Source organism: Roseobacter sp. MED193 (assembly GCF_000152965.1).
Classification (GTDB): Bacteria; Pseudomonadota; Alphaproteobacteria; order Rhodobacterales; family Rhodobacteraceae; genus Pseudophaeobacter.
The window spans coordinates 2,697,003-2,715,984 of record NZ_CH902583.1; the positions used below are offsets into that span (position 1 = coordinate 2,697,003).

Annotated in this window: 18 protein-coding genes; 14 read left to right on the plus strand and 4 right to left on the minus strand. The window is 57.3% G+C overall.

All coding sequences use genetic code 11. The features are described 5' to 3' along the window. Nucleotides 1–2: 2 nt before the first annotated feature. From glcF to MED193_RS15255, 5 genes are all read left to right on the plus strand, one after another. Nucleotides 3–1,325 (plus strand): glycolate oxidase subunit GlcF, encoded by a 1,323-nt coding sequence (glcF, locus tag MED193_RS15235; protein ID WP_009810643.1) that lies wholly within the window; start codon nucleotides 3–5, stop codon nucleotides 1,323–1,325. A 185-nt stretch (nucleotides 1,326–1,510) separates the two neighbouring features. Then, entirely contained in the window at nucleotides 1,511–2,299 is a 789-nt protein-coding gene (locus MED193_RS15240; RefSeq protein WP_050757640.1) for a serine protease, read from the plus strand. A 177-nt stretch (nucleotides 2,300–2,476) separates the two neighbouring features. Continuing rightward, the gene (locus MED193_RS15245) at nucleotides 2,477–2,947 is read left to right on the plus strand and encodes an Hsp20 family protein (protein ID WP_009810645.1); all 471 of its coding nucleotides are present in this window, start codon (nucleotides 2,477–2,479) and stop codon (nucleotides 2,945–2,947) included. Between the two features lie 209 nt (nucleotides 2,948–3,156). Then, a complete protein-coding gene (locus tag MED193_RS22340) occupies nucleotides 3,157–3,762 on the plus strand; it encodes a TetR/AcrR family transcriptional regulator (protein WP_009810646.1) in 606 nt (201 codons plus the stop codon). A gap of 175 nt (nucleotides 3,763–3,937) precedes the next feature. After that, entirely contained in the window at nucleotides 3,938–4,363 is a 426-nt protein-coding gene (locus MED193_RS15255; RefSeq protein ID WP_157041379.1) for a globin domain-containing protein, read from the plus strand. Between the two features lie 96 nt (nucleotides 4,364–4,459). On the opposite strand, the gene MED193_RS15260 is transcribed toward MED193_RS15255, so the two are convergent. Then, nucleotides 4,460–5,932 carry an NAD-dependent succinate-semialdehyde dehydrogenase gene (locus MED193_RS15260; protein WP_009810649.1) on the minus strand — a complete coding sequence of 491 codons (1,473 nt, stop codon included), beginning with the start codon at nucleotides 5,930–5,932 and terminating at the stop codon, nucleotides 4,460–4,462. Nucleotides 5,933–6,121: 189 nt separating this feature from the next. On the opposite strand from MED193_RS15260, the gene MED193_RS15265 reads away from it, so the two are divergent. From MED193_RS15265 to MED193_RS15290, 5 genes are all read left to right on the plus strand, one after another. Then, entirely contained in the window at nucleotides 6,122–6,910 is a 789-nt protein-coding gene (locus MED193_RS15265; RefSeq protein ID WP_009810650.1) for an alpha/beta hydrolase, read from the plus strand. A 236-nt stretch (nucleotides 6,911–7,146) separates the two neighbouring features. Then, nucleotides 7,147–8,355, plus strand: coding sequence for an aminopeptidase P family protein (locus MED193_RS15275; protein WP_039966246.1), 1,209 nt, complete (start codon nucleotides 7,147–7,149; stop codon nucleotides 8,353–8,355). A gap of 354 nt (nucleotides 8,356–8,709) precedes the next feature. Next, complete coding sequence (gene pssA, locus MED193_RS15280; protein WP_009810653.1) at nucleotides 8,710–9,450, plus strand: CDP-diacylglycerol--serine O-phosphatidyltransferase; 741 nt, start codon at nucleotides 8,710–8,712, stop codon at nucleotides 9,448–9,450. Nucleotides 9,451–9,500: 50 nt separating this feature from the next. Then, nucleotides 9,501–9,767 (plus strand): hypothetical protein, encoded by a 267-nt coding sequence (locus tag MED193_RS15285; RefSeq protein WP_009810654.1) that lies wholly within the window; start codon nucleotides 9,501–9,503, stop codon nucleotides 9,765–9,767. Between the two features lie 12 nt (nucleotides 9,768–9,779). Further along, nucleotides 9,780–10,421 (plus strand): DUF1523 family protein, encoded by a 642-nt coding sequence (locus MED193_RS15290; RefSeq protein WP_009810655.1) that lies wholly within the window; start codon nucleotides 9,780–9,782, stop codon nucleotides 10,419–10,421. A 62-nt stretch (nucleotides 10,422–10,483) separates the two neighbouring features. On the opposite strand, the gene MED193_RS15295 is transcribed toward MED193_RS15290, so the two are convergent. Beyond that, nucleotides 10,484–12,061 carry a DUF5928 domain-containing protein gene (locus MED193_RS15295; RefSeq protein ID WP_009810656.1) on the minus strand — a complete coding sequence of 526 codons (1,578 nt, stop codon included), beginning with the start codon at nucleotides 12,059–12,061 and terminating at the stop codon, nucleotides 10,484–10,486. 138 nt (nucleotides 12,062–12,199) lie between these two features. On the opposite strand from MED193_RS15295, the gene MED193_RS15300 reads away from it, so the two are divergent. Continuing rightward, complete coding sequence (locus tag MED193_RS15300) at nucleotides 12,200–13,018, plus strand: sulfotransferase family protein (protein ID WP_009810657.1); 819 nt, start codon at nucleotides 12,200–12,202, stop codon at nucleotides 13,016–13,018. Nucleotides 13,019–13,523: 505 nt separating this feature from the next. On the opposite strand, the gene ilvD is transcribed toward MED193_RS15300, so the two are convergent. Then, nucleotides 13,524–15,374 (minus strand): dihydroxy-acid dehydratase, encoded by a 1,851-nt coding sequence (gene ilvD / locus MED193_RS15305; protein ID WP_039966249.1) that lies wholly within the window; start codon nucleotides 15,372–15,374, stop codon nucleotides 13,524–13,526. A gap of 146 nt (nucleotides 15,375–15,520) precedes the next feature. Continuing rightward, nucleotides 15,521–16,711, minus strand: coding sequence for a benzoate/H(+) symporter BenE family transporter (locus MED193_RS15310; RefSeq protein ID WP_009810659.1), 1,191 nt, complete (start codon nucleotides 16,709–16,711; stop codon nucleotides 15,521–15,523). 128 nt (nucleotides 16,712–16,839) lie between these two features. Between MED193_RS15310 and MED193_RS15315 the strand changes: the two genes are divergently transcribed. The 3 genes from MED193_RS15315 to smpB are packed head-to-tail and all read left to right on the plus strand — an operon-like array spanning nucleotide 16,840 to nucleotide 18,831. Beyond that, nucleotides 16,840–17,403: a helix-turn-helix domain-containing protein gene (locus MED193_RS15315; protein ID WP_009810660.1), complete on the plus strand. Its 564-nt coding sequence runs from the start codon at nucleotides 16,840–16,842 to the stop codon at nucleotides 17,401–17,403. Nucleotides 17,404–17,455: 52 nt separating this feature from the next. After that, nucleotides 17,456–18,310 (plus strand): DMT family transporter, encoded by an 855-nt coding sequence (locus MED193_RS15320; RefSeq protein ID WP_009810661.1) that lies wholly within the window; start codon nucleotides 17,456–17,458, stop codon nucleotides 18,308–18,310. A 44-nt stretch (nucleotides 18,311–18,354) separates the two neighbouring features. Next, nucleotides 18,355–18,831, plus strand: coding sequence for an SsrA-binding protein SmpB (smpB, locus tag MED193_RS15325; RefSeq protein ID WP_009810662.1), 477 nt, complete (start codon nucleotides 18,355–18,357; stop codon nucleotides 18,829–18,831). The last annotated feature ends 151 nt before the right edge of the window (nucleotides 18,832–18,982 follow it).

Genomic DNA, 18,982 nt, shown 5'->3' on the forward strand with positions numbered 1-18,982 from the left:
TCATGCAGACGACATTCACCAAAGACCAGCTGGCTGACCCTGGCATTCAGCGCTCGAACGAGATCCTGCGATCCTGTGTGCATTGCGGGTTCTGCACCGCGACCTGCCCCACCTATCAGGTGCTGGGCGATGAGCTCGACAGCCCACGCGGGCGGATCTACCTGATCAAGGACATGCTGGAAAACAACCGCGTGCCCGATGAGAAAACGGTCAAGCACATCGACCGCTGCCTGTCCTGTCTTGCCTGCATGAGCACCTGCCCTTCGGGGGTGCATTACATGCATCTGATCGACCATGCCCGCGCCTATATCGACAAGAACTACAAACGCCCCTTCACCGACCGCGCCCTGCGCTGGGTGCTGGCGCGGATACTGCCCTACCCGATGCGCTTCCGTCTGGCCCTGTTCGGAGCAAAGCTGGCGCGGCCCTTTAAAGGGCTGATGCCCGATGCCCGTTTGCGCGCGATGTTGGAGATGGCGCCAAAAGAGATCCCGCCGGTCAGCCGCAACGATGATCCGCAGAGCTTTGCGCCGCTGGCCCCGCAGCGCAAACGGGTGGCGCTTATGACCGGCTGCGCCCAAAAGGCGCTCAACACCGATATAAACGATGCCACCATCCGCCTGCTGACACGGCTGGGCTGCGAGGTGGTCGTGGCCAAGGGCGCGGGCTGCTGCGGGGCGCTGACCCACCACATGGGCCGCGAGGACGAAAGCCATGCGACAGCGGCCAAGAACATCCGCGCCTGGTGCGATGAAATGGACGGCGAAGGGTTGGACGCCATTGTCATCAACACCTCGGGATGCGGCACCACGGTGAAGGACTACGGCCACATGTTCCGCAATGATCCGCTGGCGGCCGATGCGGCGCGGGTGTCGGAACGGGCGATGGATATCTCGGAGCTGTTGATGCAGCTCGACCTGCCCGAAGGGGCGGACAAGGGCCTGACCGTAGCCTATCACGCGGCCTGTTCCTTGCAGCACGGCCAGCAGATCAAGACGCACCCCAAGACCCTGCTGAAACGCGCTGGCTTCAAGGTTGTGGAGCCTGCCGACAGTCATCTCTGCTGCGGATCCGCCGGGACTTACAACCTGATGCAGCCTGAAATTTCAGGCCAGCTGAAAGCGCGCAAGGTGAATACGCTGGAGGCTAAGAATCCCGACCTGATCGCGGCGGGCAATATCGGCTGCATGATGCAGATCGGATCGGGTACCAAGCTGCCCATTGTGCACACGGTTGAGCTGCTCGATTGGGCCACCGGCGGGCCAAAGCCCGCTGCCCTGATAGCTGCGCGCAAGCCGATGAGCGAGGTGCCAATCCTGCGGTGAGGCACGGCACCCTGGAATGCTCCCCAAGGGGGACTCCTATTTATTTGCCTTTGGGGCTGTCTTTTAAGCGGTGATGCCGTATTTTTGCCGAAGCTCGCAGCTAGATCTGTCAGCAATGAGGTGAGGAGACAGATTTGCTGGGATTTCGGTTCACAAGACAAAGCTTTGGCTGGCTGGTTGGTCTGATGGGGCTGTTGCCCGTGATGGCCCAGGCGGCAGACAGCCAGTTGCAGCGTATGGAGACCTCTGATGCGGGTCGGGGCTGGGAGGCAGTGGGGCGCTTGGATGTCGACGGTGAAGGCTTTTGCACCGGGTCATTGATTGCACCGGATCTGGTGCTAACTGCGGCGCATTGTCTGTACGATTCCCGCAGTGGTGCGCGGATCGAGCCTCAGACTATCGAATTCCTGGCGGGATGGCGCAATGGTCGCGCATCGGCTTACCGCACAGTGGCCCGGGCGGTGGTGCATCCAGGCTATATCTTTGACGGAGAGGTTTCGACCGACCGAGTACGTAGGGATATCGCCCTATTGCAATTGCAGCGCCCCATCCGCAATACCACTGTCATACCGTTTCAGACCGATAGCCGACCGCGCAAAGGCGCAGATGTGGGGGTGGTCTCTTATGCGCATGACCGCTCTGAAGCGCCGTCGATACAAGAGCTTTGTGCGGTGATGGCAAAGCAGGAGGGGGTGCTGATCATGTCTTGTGACGTTGATTTTGGCTCTTCCGGTGCTCCGGTGTTTTCCTTCGCCGATGGCAAACCCCGCATTATCTCGGTGGTTTCGGCTAAGGCGGAAGTGGAAGGGCAACGGGTTTCCTTGGGGGCCGCTCTGGCGGAAGAGTTGCAGATCCTGCGGGCGCAGCTCACCAATGCCCGTATTGGCGGCCGCATGCCAGAAGGGGTTGGGCGCGTACAGGTCGGTGGCGCACGTTCTACGGGTGGCGCCAAGTTTGTACGACCCGGCGGCTAAACCTCCTCCCCCAGTCGCAATAGATCCGCGTAACACAGGCGTGCAAGCGGGTCTTGTAATCGGATGGTGCATACATATTTCATGTTTTGTCAGGGTCGCTGGATACCGGGGCCCGGATAACAATCGCCCGTCCCATTCGGGAGGGTAAATAATGTCGCTCATACATGAGGATAGAACATGCGTAGATTTGATTTTGCACCACTCAACCGTGCAACTATTGGCTTTGACCAGATCGCTGATCTGATGGACCGCGCCCTGAGCAATGATGTCGGGCAACCCAGCTACCCTCCTTACAATATCGAAAAAACTGCCGCAGATAGCTATCGGATTTCCATTGCTGTCGCCGGTTTTGGCGAAGAAGACCTGACCGTAGAGGTGAAGGAAAATGCCTTGGTGATTTCTGCACGCAAGGCAGATGAACCCGAGGGGCGCAGCTTTCTGCACCGTGGTATAGCCACCCGTGCCTTTGAGCGCCGCTTTACACTTGCGGATCATGTGCGAGTCATCGGCGCCAGCCATGCCGACGGCATGCTACATATTGACCTGCACCGTGAAGTGCCAGAGGCGCTGAAGCCGCGACGGATCGATATTAGCTCGACCCGGCCAAAGCAGACTGCGATTGAAGCAGAGGCCCAGTCGCTCAATTAGGCTCCACTGGCGCGAACTCCTTTCCGTTCATAGGCTTTCTCCAGGGAGCCTGAATGGAGTGAATATAGTCCCAGGCCGCCTATGTGGTCTGGGGCTATGTTTTTTGGGATGGAAGGATGTCTCCACTCTGCTTACCAATTGGTAGGGATTAATACTTACCAATTGGTAAGTTTTATGTTAGGCTTGCTTACGATGATCAGAGGTGAGCGATGAAACCTACCCGCCAAACCAGAAATGATCTGCTGAAAGTGGCCAGGCGCCACTTCGCTGAAAGGGGCTATCAGGGCACTAGCCTTGCTGATGTTGCGGCAGAACTGGGGGTATCTAAACAGGCTCTTCTTCATCACTTCAAATCCAAGCCTTTGCTCTATCGAGCGTGCCTGGATCTACTGAATCAGGATTTGCTGCACCTGCTCTTTACCGCGATGGACGGCACAGAAGATGCTGATCTCCAGCTTGAGAGATGTCTCGTGGCTCTGACGGAGTATTATCTAGAGGATGGTTCTGCGCCGGCTCTAGTTATGGGAGTCTTGACCGATGCCCCGGGGCAAGTGGTGCTTTCGGCAGCTCCACCTCTCCCGTTGCAGGACTTTCTAGAGCCGCTTGTTGCCTTGGTCCAGGCTACACCACGATGGCAGGGGGGCGGCTTTGCAGAGGCCCTGGCTGTTGCCATCGAATTATTGGGTGCCATATGCCTACTGTCGGCAGCAAGGAAAAACCTTTCCGTCCGCTTCGGTGTAAGCGCGGTAGAACAAGGAAGGCGGCTTGCAGTTGAGCATGCGCGAGACTTGGTCAGGGTCAGGCTGGGAGGCTAATTTGCCAAGCAGAAAGTTTGATTGGAAGGGGTGAGCGGCTTAGGTTGCAGGCCTACTCCGCAGTATCGTGATAAAATGGCTTTTGGATTACCCCTTGCCCAATGGCCTCAATAAAGGTGTAAATGAGACTCATCATTTCTGACTGTGTTGTTTTGGCTGTTTTGAGGGGGGCATTATGGATCCTAGGGACGTCGACGAAATGCGATCCAGTTTTCCCACGATCTTCGCTCGGAAAGCGGAGTTGGCAGATCGCTTCTATTCCCATCTTTTTGTTCATTTGCCCGAGGTGGAGAGCCTGTTTGGCGATGATTTCTCCAAACAGAAGGAGATGTTTGCTGCCATGTTGACCTATTGCCTCAAAGGCGTGGCCAACAGTCAGAGCTTGCCCCAAGCCCGCGCCGGGCTGGTCAAGGTTCATGCGCGTTTTAATCTTGGCCCCCGAGAGATGGAGTTGGCCGGCAAAGCGGTGATGGCGGCTTTGGAAGATGTTTTGGGCAATGACCTGTCGACAAAGCAGCGAGAGATTTGGGAGCAGGCAATATCAGGTGTGATGCAGTTGTTATTGGCGGAGACAGACACCAAATTAGCGCCGCAGTGCTGAAGGCCCGACCAAGACGCAAGAACTCCAAAATCTGAAAGGGCCCCAATATGAAATCGGGGCCCATTGGGCGTCATAAGGGCTGAGGCCGGTGCGGTATTAGACGGCCATACAAATGTATTTCATCTCCAGGTAATCCTCGATGCCGTGGTGGCTGCCTTCGCGGCCCAGGCCGGATTGTTTGACCCCGCCAAAGGGCGCGACTTCGGTGGAGATGAGGCCGGTGTTGACGCCAACGATCCCGTATTCCAGCGCCTCTGCGACCTTGTAGACGCGGCTCAGATCTTTTGCGTAGAAATAGGAGGCGAGGCCAAAGATGGTGTCATTGGCCATCTCGATGACCTCGTCCTCATTCTCGAACTTGAACAAAGGCGCCAAGGGGCCAAAGGTTTCGTCAGTGGCAAAGTCCATGTCGCGGGTGGCGCCAGTCACAATAGTGGGCTGGAAGAAGGTGCCACCAAGATCCGAGGGGCTGCCGCCCAGGATCACTTCGGCGCCCTTTGCGGTGGCGTCGGCGATATGGTTTTGCACCTTGGTGACGGCCTTTGCGTTGATCAGCGGACCAAACACGGTGCCGTCTTCCATACCGTCGCCGACCTTCATCTCGGAGACAGCTTCTTTCAGCTTAGCGGCAAAAGCGTCATAGACCCCGGCCTGCACATAGATCCGGTTTGCGCAAACGCAGGTCTGCCCGTTGTTGCGGAACTTGCACAGGATCGCGCCTTCGACGGCGGCATCCAAATCGGCATCGTCAAAGACGATAAAGGGCGCATTCCCGCCTAGCTCCATGGAGCATTTCATCACTGTGTCAGCGGCCTGCCGCATCAGAATGCGGCCCACTTCGGTGGAGCCAGTGAAGGTCAATTTGCGCACTGCGTTGTTGTCGCAGAACTCCTTGCCGATTTCGGAAGCATTGGAGGAGGGCACGACACTAAAGACGCCAGCGGGAATGCCTGCGCGGTCCGCCAGGACTGCGAGCGCAGTGGCGGAGAGCGGTGTGAGTTCTGCTGGGCGGGCGACAAAGGCACAGCCTGCGGCCAGTGCCGGACCGGCCTTGCGGGTGATCATCGCGTTGGGAAAATTCCAAGGCGTGATCGAGGCCGCGACACCGATGGGCTGTTTTAACACGGTGATGCGTTTGTCGCGCTGGTGGCCAGGTATGGTCTCGCCGTAGATACGTTTGGCTTCTTCGGCAAAGAATTCGACAAAGGAAGCGCCATAGGCGATTTCACCGCGGGCCTCTGCCAGGGGTTTGCCCATTTCTGCAGTCAGGATGATGGCGAGGTCTTCCTGATTGGCCATCATCAGATCAAACCACTTGCGCAGAACGCTGGCGCGCTCCTTGCCGGTCCATTTGGCCCATTCCTTTTGCGCCACATCCGCCTGAGCGATCGCACCGGCGACCTGCGCGCGGCTGACATCGGCCACTTTGGCAATCACATCGCCCCGCGCCGGGTTGACCACGTCAAACGTGCCGTCGCCATCGGCGAAGGTGCCGCCGATATAGGCACGGGTTTCCAGCAGGGTTGGATCGCTCAGCAGTGATTTCAGCGCTGTGGTGTCTTGTAGCATAGGGGCCTCCTGGGGGGTGTTTGTGAGGGCATGGAAAACAGGTGCAGTTAGATATGTCCAGAAAGTTCCATAAGTCCAGAATCTCACCGCAATATACTTCACTTGTTAAATTTATAATATTTGAGAGAAGACCATTTGACAATGCCAAAGCCAGGTTGTCACTTGTTGCACAAATAGGGGAGCAAACTCATGGAACTGGACGACGCCTACGCAAACGGGGCACACATTGAGGGCGCAGAGGAATATCCGCCACGCTGGGCGGCTTCGGCAGAAGATTTCCGAAACAGCCTGCATGAGCGGGCGCAGCTCGATATCCCTTATGGGGAGGGGAAGCGACATCGCTTTGACCTTTTTCTGCCGGAGAGCGCGTCCAAAGGGGTGCTGATTTTTGTACATGGCGGCTACTGGATGGCTTTTGATAAAAGCTCCTGGTCGCATCTGGCCGTTGGCGCCCTGAGGCAGGGCTGGGCGGTCGCAATGCCGTCCTACGATCTGTGCCCTGAGGTGCGAATTGCGGATATCACCCAGCAGATTGCCCAGGCTGTGGCTCGGATCGCTACGGAAGTGCCAGAGGTTCCTATTTCGCTTGCTGGCCATTCGGCGGGCGGGCATCTGGTGGCTAGGATGCTGGATCCGGCGCTGATCCCGCTGGCGATTGGTGAACGTTTGAAGGTTGTAGTGCCAATTTCGCCGCTTTCGGATCTGTTGCCGCTGCTGCGGACGTCTATGAATGACAAATTCAAAATGGATTGCGACACCGCCAAGGCGGAAAGCCCGGTGGAAATGCGAGAGCGCTACCAGACTGATGTGACCGTTTGGGTCGGGGCCGAGGAGCGGCCCGCGTTTTTGGATCAGGCCCAATGGCTGGCCGATGCCTGGCACGCGGATCATGTCATTGCTTTTGGCAAGCACCATTTTAACGTGGTGGATCCCCTGGCAGATCCAGAAAGCGACCTCGTCCGGTTGCTGACGAATTAGGCAATTTTGGTCCGATGGCCAGATGTAGGGGCTGTGCTTGGACGGCGGCGGAAAAAACGCTTGCCTCAAAAAAGATTCGCGCGCATTTTCCGATCTGACCAGGCGATGGCGTCGCCACATGGGGTCTATCTCAGTCTTGGATCAAGCGCTGCTTGATTTTGCGATTGTGCCATGGGTCGTCTTCAACAATCTGTCCTGTACGCCAGGACCTTTCTTGTAAGAAGGAAGGGTCTAATATGACTTCACGTCCTGATATGTATCGTTTTCACAATGGTGAAAAAGCGCCCCTGCAATTTGCGGTCTCCGAATATGAGGCGCGTATCGCGGGCCTGCGTAAGATCATGATCGAAAAGGGGGTGAGCGCCGCTGTCTTCACCTCTATGCACAATATCTCTTATTATTCTGGGTTCACTTACTGTGCTTTTGGCCGCCCTTATGGGCTGGTTGTCACTGCCACCGAGGCGGTGACGATTTCGGCTGGGATTGATGCGGGTCAGCCCTGGCGCCGGTCGTTCTGCGACAACATTACCTACACCGACTGGCAGCGCGACAATTTCTGGCGAGCGATCAAATCTGTCTCTGGTGAGGGGGCGGTCGTTGGCTTTGAGAGCGATCATTTGACCCTACTGCAAAAAGGCAAACTCGAAGGCTTTCTCCTCCCGTCAAAACTGGTGGATCTCTATGAGCCCACCATGGTGCAGCGCATGGGGAAATCCGACGCTGAACTGGACTTGATCCGTGCTGGTGCTGCGGTGGCAGACGTGGGTGGCTATGCCATTCGCGAGGCGGTCAAAGAGGGCGCGCGCGAGATTGACGTGGCTATGGCCGGGCGTGATGCGATGGAACTGGAGATTGCCAAGCGCTTTCCGGATGCAGAGTACCGCGACAGTTGGGTCTGGTTCCAGTCGGGGATCAACACTGACGGCGCGCATAACCCCGTGACGGGGCGCAAACTGCAGCGTGGGGATATTCTGTCGCTGAACACGTTTCCGATGATTTCAGGCTATTACACAGCTCTGGAACGCACCATGTTTGTAGGCGAAGTGGATGCCGAGAGCCTGAAAATCTGGGAAGCCAATGTCGCGGCCCATGAATATGGTATCTCTTTGCTGAAACCCGGTGCCAGCTGCGCCGAGATCACCCATAAGATCAATGCCTTCTTTGAAGAGCGCGATTTGCTGCAATATCGCACCTTTGGTTATGGCCATTCCTTTGGGGTCTTGTCGCACTACTATGGCCGCGAGGCGGGGCTGGAACTGCGTGAAGATATCGATACGGTCCTGGAGCCCGGTATGGTGATCTCGATGGAGCCAATGCTGACCATTGCCGATGGTCAGCCTGGTGCGGGCGGCTACCGTGAGCATGATATTCTGGTCATCCATGACGAGGACAATGAAAACATCACCAAATACCCCTATGGGCCTGAGTTCAACATTGTCGGCTGAGCCTTCCCGCGCCTGCGTCATGGCTGGAAAGCGTAGCGCTCCCGCCCGGATTTGATCCCTGACGGGATCGCATGCCCGTTGGGCATGGCACCGCGCTATTGGCGCGGTGCTGTCACGCATTGCAGTGAGCCCAGAGAGAGCTTGCAAATGGGGCGCGTTGCAGGCCCTAAGAAGGGCTTTGGGTAGCAAACATAGGCTTCTCTCTTGCTTTCAAGCCCAAACCTTTTATGAGTAGCGAACTCACCACCCTGTAGAATTGGTCTTCGCAAATAGGATGCGGATCCAGCATTGACTGGGGGGAGGGATATGTTCCAACAGATGATATCTGTCTCATAAAAGTGATCACGCTGCGCCATGGATGAACCCCACGACAAAAGACTGACCGAATTTGCACTGATCCAGCTCTTGCCCAATATGATGACCATTGGCGCAATCTGCGCGGGGCTTTCGGCTATTCGGTTTGGGGTGCAGGGCAACTATGTGCTCGCGGTGCAGCTGATCCTTGCGGCAGCCATTCTTGACGGGTTGGATGGGCGTCTTGCACGGGCGCTAGGCAGCGATAGTAAGATGGGGGCCGAGCTGGATTCGCTTGCGGATTTCCTCAACTTTGGTGTGGCGGCGCCCCTGGTGATATATTTCTGGGCTCTTCAGGACATGAGCAATGCGGGTTGGATTTCGGTCCTGGTGTTTTCTGTCTGCTGCGTCGTGCGGCTGGCCAGGTTCAATGTGGCCACCAAATCCGAAGAGGTCAGCGAAGTGCCCAGCGGCTACTTTGTGGGTATTCCTTCACCTGCCGGAGCACTCTTGGCGATGCTGCCGATGTTCATTTCCTTCGCTTTCGATGCAGGCACGGGCTTCCCCAAACTGCTGATTTGTTTGCATATGGTGGTGATCGGATTGCTGATGATCAGCCGCATTCCAACATGGTCCCCCAAGCTGGTGCGCATCTCGCGCGAGAACGTAAAGTACTTTCTGGTGGCCTGCGCCTTTGCCGGTGCTGCGGTTCTGACCTATGCTTGGTCCACTTTGGTTGTACTTTGCATCAGCTATGTGGTTCTGGTGATTTGGGGGCTGCTCACCAGGCGCGCCGAATAGCACCTTAGCCGGGGTGCCCCAGTTCAGTCGCCACTCTTGAGAGACCTGATATGTTTGCCTTTTTGCGCCTTTCGCTGCTTTTGTTGGTTGGTTTGACCTTGGTCTATGGCGCAGTTTCGCTCTACTCCCGTGAGCGGCGGCGTGCCAAGTTGAAACGGCGTTGGACAGAGAGGGGGTTGACCGGAGACCGGCGGACCTTCATCCAGCGGGGGCTGAAACAATACGACCATTCCTTGCGACGGCGGCTGATCTTGTTGGTCTATATTCTGCCGCTGACTGCAATTGCACTGGTCATCTATGTGGTAAACTTTAGCTGAGGGGCATCTGTCATGGCCTATATCAAATGGGGATTTTTGATCACGCTCTGGTCCGCCTTTGCGGCCTTCCTCCATTATACCCTACCACAATACGATGTGGTTCGGATCGTCAGCACCTATGAGGAACGCCAGGAGCTGGACAATTGGAAGCGAGTTTTCTGGTCTACCCCAGACAGCCAGTCACAGGCCGCAATCACCCGCGATGTACAGTTCATTCAGTCCTTCCGTACCAGTGGTGACGCCGTTGTCTATCGGAATGAGGACACCGGCTGGCATTGGCCACCCTATTTCAAGTTTGACACCGCCAATCTCTATACGGAAGCAAATGATGCGATCTCGACCAAGGATGACCCAGAGTGGGTCGTTGTGATGCACTATGGCTGGCGCAGCATCTTCTTGTCGGCCTTCCCTAATGCGATCTCGATCTCGCCAGCAGCGGGCCCCGATGACAAGCCGGTCAACTGGTTCAATATCATCTTCCTGACTCTGCTGGCAGCGCTGTTCTGGGCAATCTATGTGCGCTGGCGCCGGTTTAGGCGTAATCGGATCGACCCGGTGCTGGAAGAGGTCGAAGACGGGCTATATGCAGCGGGGGATGCCATTTCGGAGCGGCGCGGACGGATGCGACGTTGGTTTTCCAGCCTCAAAGGCTGAGGCCATTGCCGGTTCGGAAATAGCCAGGCCCACATCTGGTTTGCAAAGGATACTTAGCGGGCCTAATCGGCAAAAAGATGCGGCGTTTCCGCCAGTTCTTTGGCGGTTTCAAATGGCAGGCTGAAGAACTCCATGAGCCGGTCGGCATTCTCCTCTGTGCTGTCGGACTCGCGGATGATCGCATAGTTGGAATAGCCGGAATCGCGAATGCGGTCGGATTCGTAGACAATATCGTTACGGATTGTCGGCAGCAGCCGCTCCAGCGTTTGCTGCGGCGTGCGTTCCCCAGCGAGGCCCACCCTATGGGCATGACCAATCAAGTAGTCATCTGAGAATTCACACTCGATTTGCAGGGTGCGGGTGGTAGAGCGGTCCGAATTGAAGTCGTTCATCAACTCCAGGGCTGAGGGGTCCATACAGATGACCAGACGATCTGTGTCGAAATACTCAAACAACATCCGCATCAGCGCCCGCCGGTGTCGTGTGCGTTTATTTAACGAAGCCTGGATGCCACCGAGATCCGGCAGCGGCGTGCCTTCTTCGTGAAACAGATATTCAATGGCTGGGATGTTGGTGCTTTTGCGCAGCTGTTCGATCAGGCGCTTGGCAACGTGCCATTTTTTGCAGACCACGATCATCAGTTCGCGCTCGCGCCCAAGCGAGCTTTCCTTCTCCCAGAAACGGGTGGCAAACCGACGACCAATGCGGCCGCGTTTCACCAGGAACTTGTAAAGGCTGCGCCCCTCGTTCGAGATCTGAAAGCTCACGCCTTGTGCCGCATAAAGGCGCCCCAAGCGCAGTTTTAGCTCTTTGGCATCGGGGCTGATCTTGCGGGCAAAAAGAAAGTCCTGGCTGAGCAGAAGATCATAGTGATCATTGTAGAAATTCACCGGCATGCCGTAGTCGGTGAACATCAAAAACGTCAGGGTGCGGCTGTCGATTTCGGATCCCGGAACCAAGTGGCGCACCAGGGTTTGAAAAAAGGTCTCATCCGGGATCCAGGTGGTCTGGAAAAAGCGGATGATGTCTTTGCGCTGGTCCAGCAGGTCGAAGATGGATTCTACTGTGCGACGGCGCAGGCACCACCATTGGCTGCCAATCTGTACCTGAACATCGCTGGGGATATCTCGTTTCAGTCCCAGTTTCTTTTGCAGGCTCACGCTGGCATAAAAGAGCGCCTTATGGTTGCGTTCATTGAAGAAGTGGCGATAGGTCAGCCGCTCTTCCTTCATACCCGTCTTGATCCAGTCGCTCTCAAAAAAGTCAAAGCTTTCGACAAAATCACAGTCATGCCTATCCAGGAAGTCATGGGCGTATTCAGCGGTTTTGATCGCCATACAGTCGCCAGACAGCATATAAAAATGAGTGGCACGGGGAAACTCTTCGATGGCGCTGCCCAGCGCATGCAGGGTGGCCTGCACCAAAGACCACTCGCCCCAGCCACATTTGATCCGCTTCTTGGCAAAGCAGACGTTTGGATTGTCTGCCAGTGCTTTTTGAATGCTGGCGTAATCCTCTGGGTTTGCGCGCCGATCAAAATGAATGGACATGTAGTCACCGACCGCCGTCAGCTGTTCAGCCTGCTGGATGATCGCTTCGGGATCCTTGTGGCAGAGCAGAATATACGCAATTTTTGCCATTTTGGAGACGGTCACCTTGTTTCGGCCTGATTGTCCCCTTGATAAAGGCGCGAGCGCATTGAATAAACCAGATTATTTGAATTTCGTGCTTAGATGTGGATTGTACCGCCAAAGCGGCATGACTGGAGGAAGGCTTACATGGGATTTCCCGGCACCTGGATGACCGAGAGCGAGAGCGTCATTTATCGCGTGGTGCCAAAATGCGCCTGCTCTACCATCGGTCAGATCCTGCACTATTCGGATCATGGCGAATTCTTTGAGGGCGATATCCACGACGCGCAAAAGGGGCTGCACAAATGGGCGCTGGATCACAGCCAGGGGCCGATCACCCGCAATGTCCGCGGTCAGCGCACCTATGCTTTCACCTGTGTCCGCAATCCTTATACTCGGGTGCTCAGCTCGTTTTTTGACAAGATCTGCGGTATTCAGCGTAATGGCAAACGCTATCGCGGCAATCTGGTGCCCAAACTGATCTATGAATATGGCATCGAAGTCGGCGGCGAGGATGGCAAGCAGGAGTTTGACCAGATCCAGAGCTTCCGTCGGTTCCTGCTCTTTGTGCGCGACAGCATTCGCTTCCGCCGCCCGATGGATCCCGATATCCACTGGTCAGCCATGTCAGGCCATGTCTCGACCTTTATCTGGAATGGCGGCCGCTACAACAAGATCTTCTGGACCGAGGATTTCAACGGCGGCATGCAGGAGGTTCTGGACGCCATCGAAACGCCTCATACAGTCGACCTGGGCGCGATCCCGCGCTTCAATGAGAGCGAAGGTCATGGCCCCAAACGGGCGCATCCGGTTGAGGACTATTTTGACGACCTGTCGATGCATCTGATCTACGAGATCTACAAGCGCGATTTTGAGCTGTTCAAATACGACTTTGAGGATCCCTCCAACAAGATGCCGATTGGAGAGATTGATCTCGACGAGGTGCACGCCAAGCTCGGCGAATAACTTTATTGTGACCGGAGCAGGGGTAGCTCCCACCCGTTTCAGAACAATCTATAGATTGTTCATCCCCCGTTGGGGGTGGCGCCGCGCTGAAGCGCGGCGCGGGCGTGGTAAAAACAGACCTCAGTTTTACGGCTCGCGCCCTGCTCCCGGGTCAAGGGCGGCAAAGCCGCCGCGCCTTGGCGCGGGCTACCCTTGAGGCGGGATTGTTATTCAGAATCAAAAGGCGCGTTTAGGGGCAGACCTGCCCCTAGACCGCTTCTCAGCAGATCGTTCCGACACTCCAACTGTGGCCTAGTGTTTCGATGGCAAGGCTTGATCAGCGACGAAACCCGCGCCGGGCTTTGCCCGGCGCCATGCCCAAGGCCTCTGGTTGGCTTTTGCCGAAAGGCAGAAGGCGGGCGGAGGGGGCGGGAGCGCTTGGAGGTGATCCTGCTGGACCTGCGGCCAAAAAAGCCCTCTGCATATGGAATGCAGAGGGCTGCTTAAGCGGTAAAGTCAAAATGGATCAGCCGTCGTAGTCTTCTGGCAGCTCACGTACCGCGCCTTTGGCGGCTGAGGTGGCCAGCATGCCATAGGCCTTCAGCGCCTTGGAGACCTTGCGCTTGCGTGGTTTGGCAGGCTTCCAGCCTGCGGCGTCCTGCGCGGCACGACGGGTTGCCAGAACTGCGTCCGAGACCGCCAGATGGATGCTGCGGTTGGGAATGTCGATCTCGATCTTGTCCCCCATCTCCACCAGGCCGATGGTGCCGCCCTCGGCGGCCTCGGGCGAGGCATGGCCAATCGACAGACCCGATGTGCCGCCGGAGAAACGCCCATCGGTGAGCAGGGCGCAGTCTTTGCCCAGACCTTTGGATTTTAGATAGGAGGTCGGGTAGAGCATTTCCTGCATCCCCGGACCACCGCGCGGACCCTCATAGCGGATCACCACCACATCGCCCGCCTTGACCTTGCCGGTGAGAATATCGCTCACCGCCTGATCCTGGCTCTCGCAGACGTAGGCAGAACCGGTGAATTTCAGGATCGAGGCATCCACCCCAGCGGTTTTTACGATACAGCCATCCAGCGCGATGTTGCCAAACAGCACCGCCAGACCGCCGTCCTGGCTGAAGGCGTGTTCTTTGGATCGGATCACGCCGCCTTCGCGATCGACATCCACCTCTTTAAAGCGGTTCTCGGTGGAGAAGGCCTGGGTGGTGCGCACGCCGCCCGGAGCCGCTTTGAACAGCTGCTCGGCCTCTGGGTTATTGGCGACCTTAATGTCCCATTTGGCAATGGCCTCGCCCATCGAGGCCGAATGCACGGTGGAACAGCCATCATGCAGCAGTCCTGCGCGCGACAGCTCGCCGAGGATCGAGAAGATGCCACCGGCGCGGTGCACGTCTTCCATGTGGACGTTTTCGATATTGGGCGCGACCTTGCACAGACAGGGCACCTGGCGGCTCAGCCGGTCAATGTCATCCATGGTAAAGCTGACCTCGCCCTCATGGGCAATCGCAAGCAGGTGCAGCACTGTATTGGTCGACCCGCCCATAGCGATGTCCAGACTCATGGCGTTTTCAAAGGCCTCGAAGCTGGCGATTTCACGCGGCAACAGACCCTTTTCCTCACCCTCATAGTGGCGCTTGGTGATCTCGACGATCTTACGACCTGCCTCCAGGAACAGATGTTTACGATCCGCATGGGTCGCCAGGGTGGAGCCGTTACCAGGCAGGGCCAGGCCCAGGGCCTCAGCCAGACAGTTCATCGAGTTGGCGGTGAACATGCCGGAACACGACCCGCAGGTGGGGCAGGCGTTTTCCTCGATATGCTGGACCTGCTCATCGGTCATGGTCTCGCTGGCAGCGGCAACCATGGCATCGACCAGATCGATCTTTTTCATATCAAGATCTGCGATGTCGATCTTGCCGGCTTCCATCGGGCCACCAGAGACAAAGATCACCGGGATGTTCAGGCGCATCGCGGCCATCATCATGCCTGGCGTGATCTTGTCGCAGTTGGAGATACAGACCATGGCATCGGCGCAATGGGCATTGACCATATACTCAACTGAATCTGCAATCACCTCGCGTGAAGGCAGCGAATAGAGCATGCCGTCATGCCCCATGGCGATGCCATCATCCACCGCGATGGTGTTGAACTCTTTAGCAACACCTCCGGCAGCTTCGACCTCGCGGGCGACCATTTGGCCCAGATCCTTGAGGTGCACGTGGCCGGGCACAAACTGGGTGAACGAGTTGACGATGGCGATGATCGGCTTGCCGAAATCATCGTCCTGCATGCCGGTGGCGCGCCACAAACCGCGGGCGCCCGCCATGTTGCGGCCGTGGGTGGAAGTTCTGGATCGGTACATTGGCATCTGAGCTGTTTCCCTTGTCTTTGCCCTCAGACACATCATTTGCGCAACAAACGCAATATCCGGAGGCGTGTTTTGGTTCTTTTGATCTCAAGAGCGCGGCCTTTGAGGTGGATTTTGTGGGCTCCGTGGCGTCGAAGGCGCCGTTCTCAGGAGGCTTTGGCTGGGGTGCTGGTCTTGGGCGTGCCGCGGGTGAAAAGGTGATTCACCAGCAATCCAAAGACCAAGGCCCAAAAGGCGGCGCCAATACCGAAAAAACTGATACCGGACACGGCGGTCATAAAGGTGATCAAGGCGGCTTCACGCCCGGTCTCTTGATGCAGTGCTTGGGACAGGCTGTTGCCGATGGTTGCCAGCAGGGCCAGCCCGGCAACACCAGAAATCAGCGCAGGCGGTGCGATGAGAAACAGGCTGATGACGGTGGCGCCACCCAAGCCCACCAGGCAGTAAAAGAGGCCGGCGGCAGCGCTTGCAAGATAGCGGGTTTTCGGGTCGTCGTCGGCTTCGGGGCCTGCGCAGATGGCAGCAGTTATGGCCGCAAAGTTGAAGGCGAAGCCACCAAAGGGGGCAAGCAAGAGCGTGGCAAGGCCAGTCACGGTCATAGTGGCCGAGACTGGGGGCGTATAACCTGCGGCGCGTAGTGTGACGGTGCCGGGCATATTCTGCGAGCACATGGTGACAATATAGAGCGGCAGGCCAACACCTATCAGAACGGGCAGAGAAAAGGCCGGGCTGACGGGTTCGGGCAGGGTTAGGCTCATGTTCAACTGGGTGAAATCGCCAAAGCCGCCGGTAAAACCGGCCCAAATGCCTCCAACCAAGAGAACGGCCAAAATCGTGTAGCGGGAAAACCAGAGCCGCCCTGCCAAAAAGGCCAGGCCCATCGATGCTAGCAATGCTGTATCATCATTGAGGGCAGTAAAGGCCGAGAGCCCGAATTTGAACAGGATCCCAGCCAAGAGCGCATTGGCGAGACTGTCAGGGATCAACCGCGCCAGGCGCTCAAACCAGCCGGTCAGCCCCGTTAGTGTGAGTAATGCACCGCAGAATAAAAAGGCTCCTACCGCCTGTTCGATGGGTACCCCCTGCAACCCCACGGCGAGAAGGGCAGCGCCGGGTGTTGACCAGGCGGTGAGAACCGGCATGCGGAACCACAGAGACAGCGCGAGACTGGTGAGCCCCATGCCAACCCCAAGTGCCATGAGCCAACTGTTCGCCTGGGCTTGAGACGCGCCCACCGCCTCGATGGCCTGAAAGATGATCGCAACCGAACTGGTATAACCAACCAACACTGCTATGGCCCCAGCCGCAAGATGCGAGAGTTTCAGGTGAGAGAGCATTTGGGTTTTCCTTCTCGCGGGGCTGCGCTAGGGTGTCGTGCGTTATAGCGCTCATGTTGCCCTTGTGCGCTATAACGCACAAGCCCCTTTTTTGGAATCGCCTGCTTTAGGCTTTTGGAACACAGATCATGACTGAGGACATTATCGGTGCGAACCTGCGAAAAATCCGGAATGCGGCTGGGTTGAGCCTGTCCAAGGCTGCCGATCTAACAGGGGTGAGCAAGGCGATGCTGGGGCAGATCGAGCGAGGTGAATCCAGCCCGACAATTGCCACCCTTTGGAAAATCGCCAAGGGGTTTCACTTGCCTTTGACGGCACTGATCGGTGCGCCCGACGCCGACCAGCCTGACCCGGCTGTGGCTTTCGAGACCGTGCAGTTTCCCGGCAGTATTGCGGTGAAAATCATCTTTCCCTTTGATCCGGCGCTGGGCGGGGAGACCTTCCGCATCAGCCTGACGCCGGGCCAGACCCATGTCTCGCAACCGCATGAGAGCGGGGTGGTCGAAGAGGTCTTTGTGCTATCCGGGGACATGGAGGTACTGCGCGATGGGGGCTGGGTTGCCCTTGGAGCTGGTGAGGGGATCCGGTTCCGGGCGGACCAGTCTCATGGGTATCGTGGTGGTTCCCAGGGGGCCGAGTTCTTGAATATGCACCATTACCCACGTCACGTCGGGGTCGCTACACGCGGGTGAGGCGCATGTCCCTGGACCCTGGCCGCAGGACCAACCCAAAGGAGAGAAAAGCATGGAAACGCTGCGTGGCAGTTTGCTGATGGTTCTGGCCATGGCTGCCTTTTCCCTGGAGGATATGTTTATCAAACAGGTGGCGCGGGAGCTGCCGGTTGGGCAGATCCTTATTCTCTTTGGGCTCGGAGGCATGGTTATCTTTTCGGTGGGAGCGCGTGCGCAGGGGCAGGCTCTATGGCATCCGGGGTTTTGCACGCGCCCTCTGGTGTTGCGCTCTCTGGCTGAGGTGACCGGGCGGCTCTGTTTTACTCTGGCTATTGCTTTGACGCCGTTGTCCTCCGCTTCGGCCATCTTGCAGGCCACGCCGCTGGTGGTTGCCGGCGGCGCGGTGGTGTTTTTTGGTGAAACGGTGGGCTGGCGGCGCTGGCTGGCGATTTCATTTGGCTTTGTCGGGGTGCTGATGATTCTGCGACCTGGGGCCAGCGGTTTTGAGTTTTACTCGCTCTTTGCGGTGATCGGCACGCTGGGCTTTGCGGGTCGAGATCTCGCCACACGGGCGGCGCCAAAATCCATGACCAATATGCAGCTGGGGCTGTTTGGATTTGCCATGCTGGTCATTGCCGGCGCCATAGCGCTAGCTTGGACCGGTGGTGCGAGCTGGCCCAGTGGACAGGCCTGGCTCTATCTCGCGCTTACAACTGTTATCGGCGTCCTGGCCTATAATGCGCTGACCGGCGCCATGCGCCAGGGCGAGATATCGGTGGTGGCGCCGTTTCGCTATACGCGTTTGGTTTTTGCCATGGCCCTGGGTATTTTGGTCTTTGGCGAACGCCCGGACAGCTGGACCCTACTGGGCAGTGCGGTGATTGTGACAAGCGGCCTGTTCACCCTGATCCGCAGTGCCAGAGGCTAGAGTCATCTTGCGCCCGCCGACGCAGGCGCTTACATCTGCCAGCCATGGCTCAGACGAAATCAGACCCGAACTACAAAGTGATTGCCGAAAACCGCCGTGCGCGGTTTGACTACGCCATCGAGGATGACGTGGAATGCGGCATTATGCTTGAAGGCTCCGAAGTGAAGGCTCTGCGCGAAGGCGGGACCAATATCGCCGAGAGCTACGCTGCGGTTGAAGATGGCGAGCTGTGGTTGGTGAACTCCTATGTGCCGCCCTATTCCCAGGCGAAGATGTTCAAACATGAAGAACGCCGCCGCCGCAAACTATTGGTGTCACGTAAGCAGCTGTCGGATATGTGGAACGCGACACAGCGCAAGGGGATGACCCTGGTGCCCATCGTTATGTACTTCAATCACAAGGGCCGCGCCAAGCTGAAGATCGGTATCGCCAAGGGCAAGAAGGCCCATGATAAGCGCGAGGCCGCCGCCAAGCGCGACTGGTCGCGCCAGAAAAGCCGCTTGATGAAGGATCACGGCTGATCCCAGCATTGCTGGGTGATGGTCTTCGACACCCGAGTTCCCAAAATCCATCATGGACCACCCGCCCTCTGTGCCAGGGGAGCGGAATTTTCTGTCTGGGCATTGGCTTCCCCATGCATACCTCTTTCTGCGTGGGTTTGCTGGAAAACAG

Coding starts and splice junctions, on each gene's coding strand:
- glcF (WP_009810643.1), top strand. CDS start 3: ATGCAGACGACATTCACCAAAGACCAGCTGGCTGACCCTGGCATTCAG.
- MED193_RS15240 (WP_050757640.1), top strand. CDS start 1,511: ATGGGGCTGTTGCCCGTGATGGCCCAGGCGGCAGACAGCCAGTTGCAG.
- MED193_RS15245 (WP_009810645.1), top strand. CDS start 2,477: ATGCGTAGATTTGATTTTGCACCACTCAACCGTGCAACTATTGGCTTT.
- MED193_RS22340 (WP_009810646.1), top strand. CDS start 3,157: ATGAAACCTACCCGCCAAACCAGAAATGATCTGCTGAAAGTGGCCAGG.
- MED193_RS15255 (WP_157041379.1), top strand. CDS start 3,938: ATGGATCCTAGGGACGTCGACGAAATGCGATCCAGTTTTCCCACGATC.
- MED193_RS15260 (WP_009810649.1), bottom strand. CDS start 5,932: ATGCTACAAGACACCACAGCGCTGAAATCACTGCTGAGCGATCCAACC.
- MED193_RS15265 (WP_009810650.1), top strand. CDS start 6,122: ATGGAACTGGACGACGCCTACGCAAACGGGGCACACATTGAGGGCGCA.
- MED193_RS15275 (WP_039966246.1), top strand. CDS start 7,147: ATGACTTCACGTCCTGATATGTATCGTTTTCACAATGGTGAAAAAGCG.
- pssA (WP_009810653.1), top strand. CDS start 8,710: ATGGATGAACCCCACGACAAAAGACTGACCGAATTTGCACTGATCCAG.
- MED193_RS15285 (WP_009810654.1), top strand. CDS start 9,501: ATGTTTGCCTTTTTGCGCCTTTCGCTGCTTTTGTTGGTTGGTTTGACC.
- MED193_RS15290 (WP_009810655.1), top strand. CDS start 9,780: ATGGCCTATATCAAATGGGGATTTTTGATCACGCTCTGGTCCGCCTTT.
- MED193_RS15295 (WP_009810656.1), bottom strand. CDS start 12,061: ATGGCAAAAATTGCGTATATTCTGCTCTGCCACAAGGATCCCGAAGCG.
- MED193_RS15300 (WP_009810657.1), top strand. CDS start 12,200: ATGGGATTTCCCGGCACCTGGATGACCGAGAGCGAGAGCGTCATTTAT.
- ilvD (WP_039966249.1), bottom strand. CDS start 15,374: ATGCCAATGTACCGATCCAGAACTTCCACCCACGGCCGCAACATGGCG.
- MED193_RS15310 (WP_009810659.1), bottom strand. CDS start 16,711: ATGCTCTCTCACCTGAAACTCTCGCATCTTGCGGCTGGGGCCATAGCA.
- MED193_RS15315 (WP_009810660.1), top strand. CDS start 16,840: ATGACTGAGGACATTATCGGTGCGAACCTGCGAAAAATCCGGAATGCG.
- MED193_RS15320 (WP_009810661.1), top strand. CDS start 17,456: ATGGAAACGCTGCGTGGCAGTTTGCTGATGGTTCTGGCCATGGCTGCC.
- smpB (WP_009810662.1), top strand. CDS start 18,355: ATGGCTCAGACGAAATCAGACCCGAACTACAAAGTGATTGCCGAAAAC.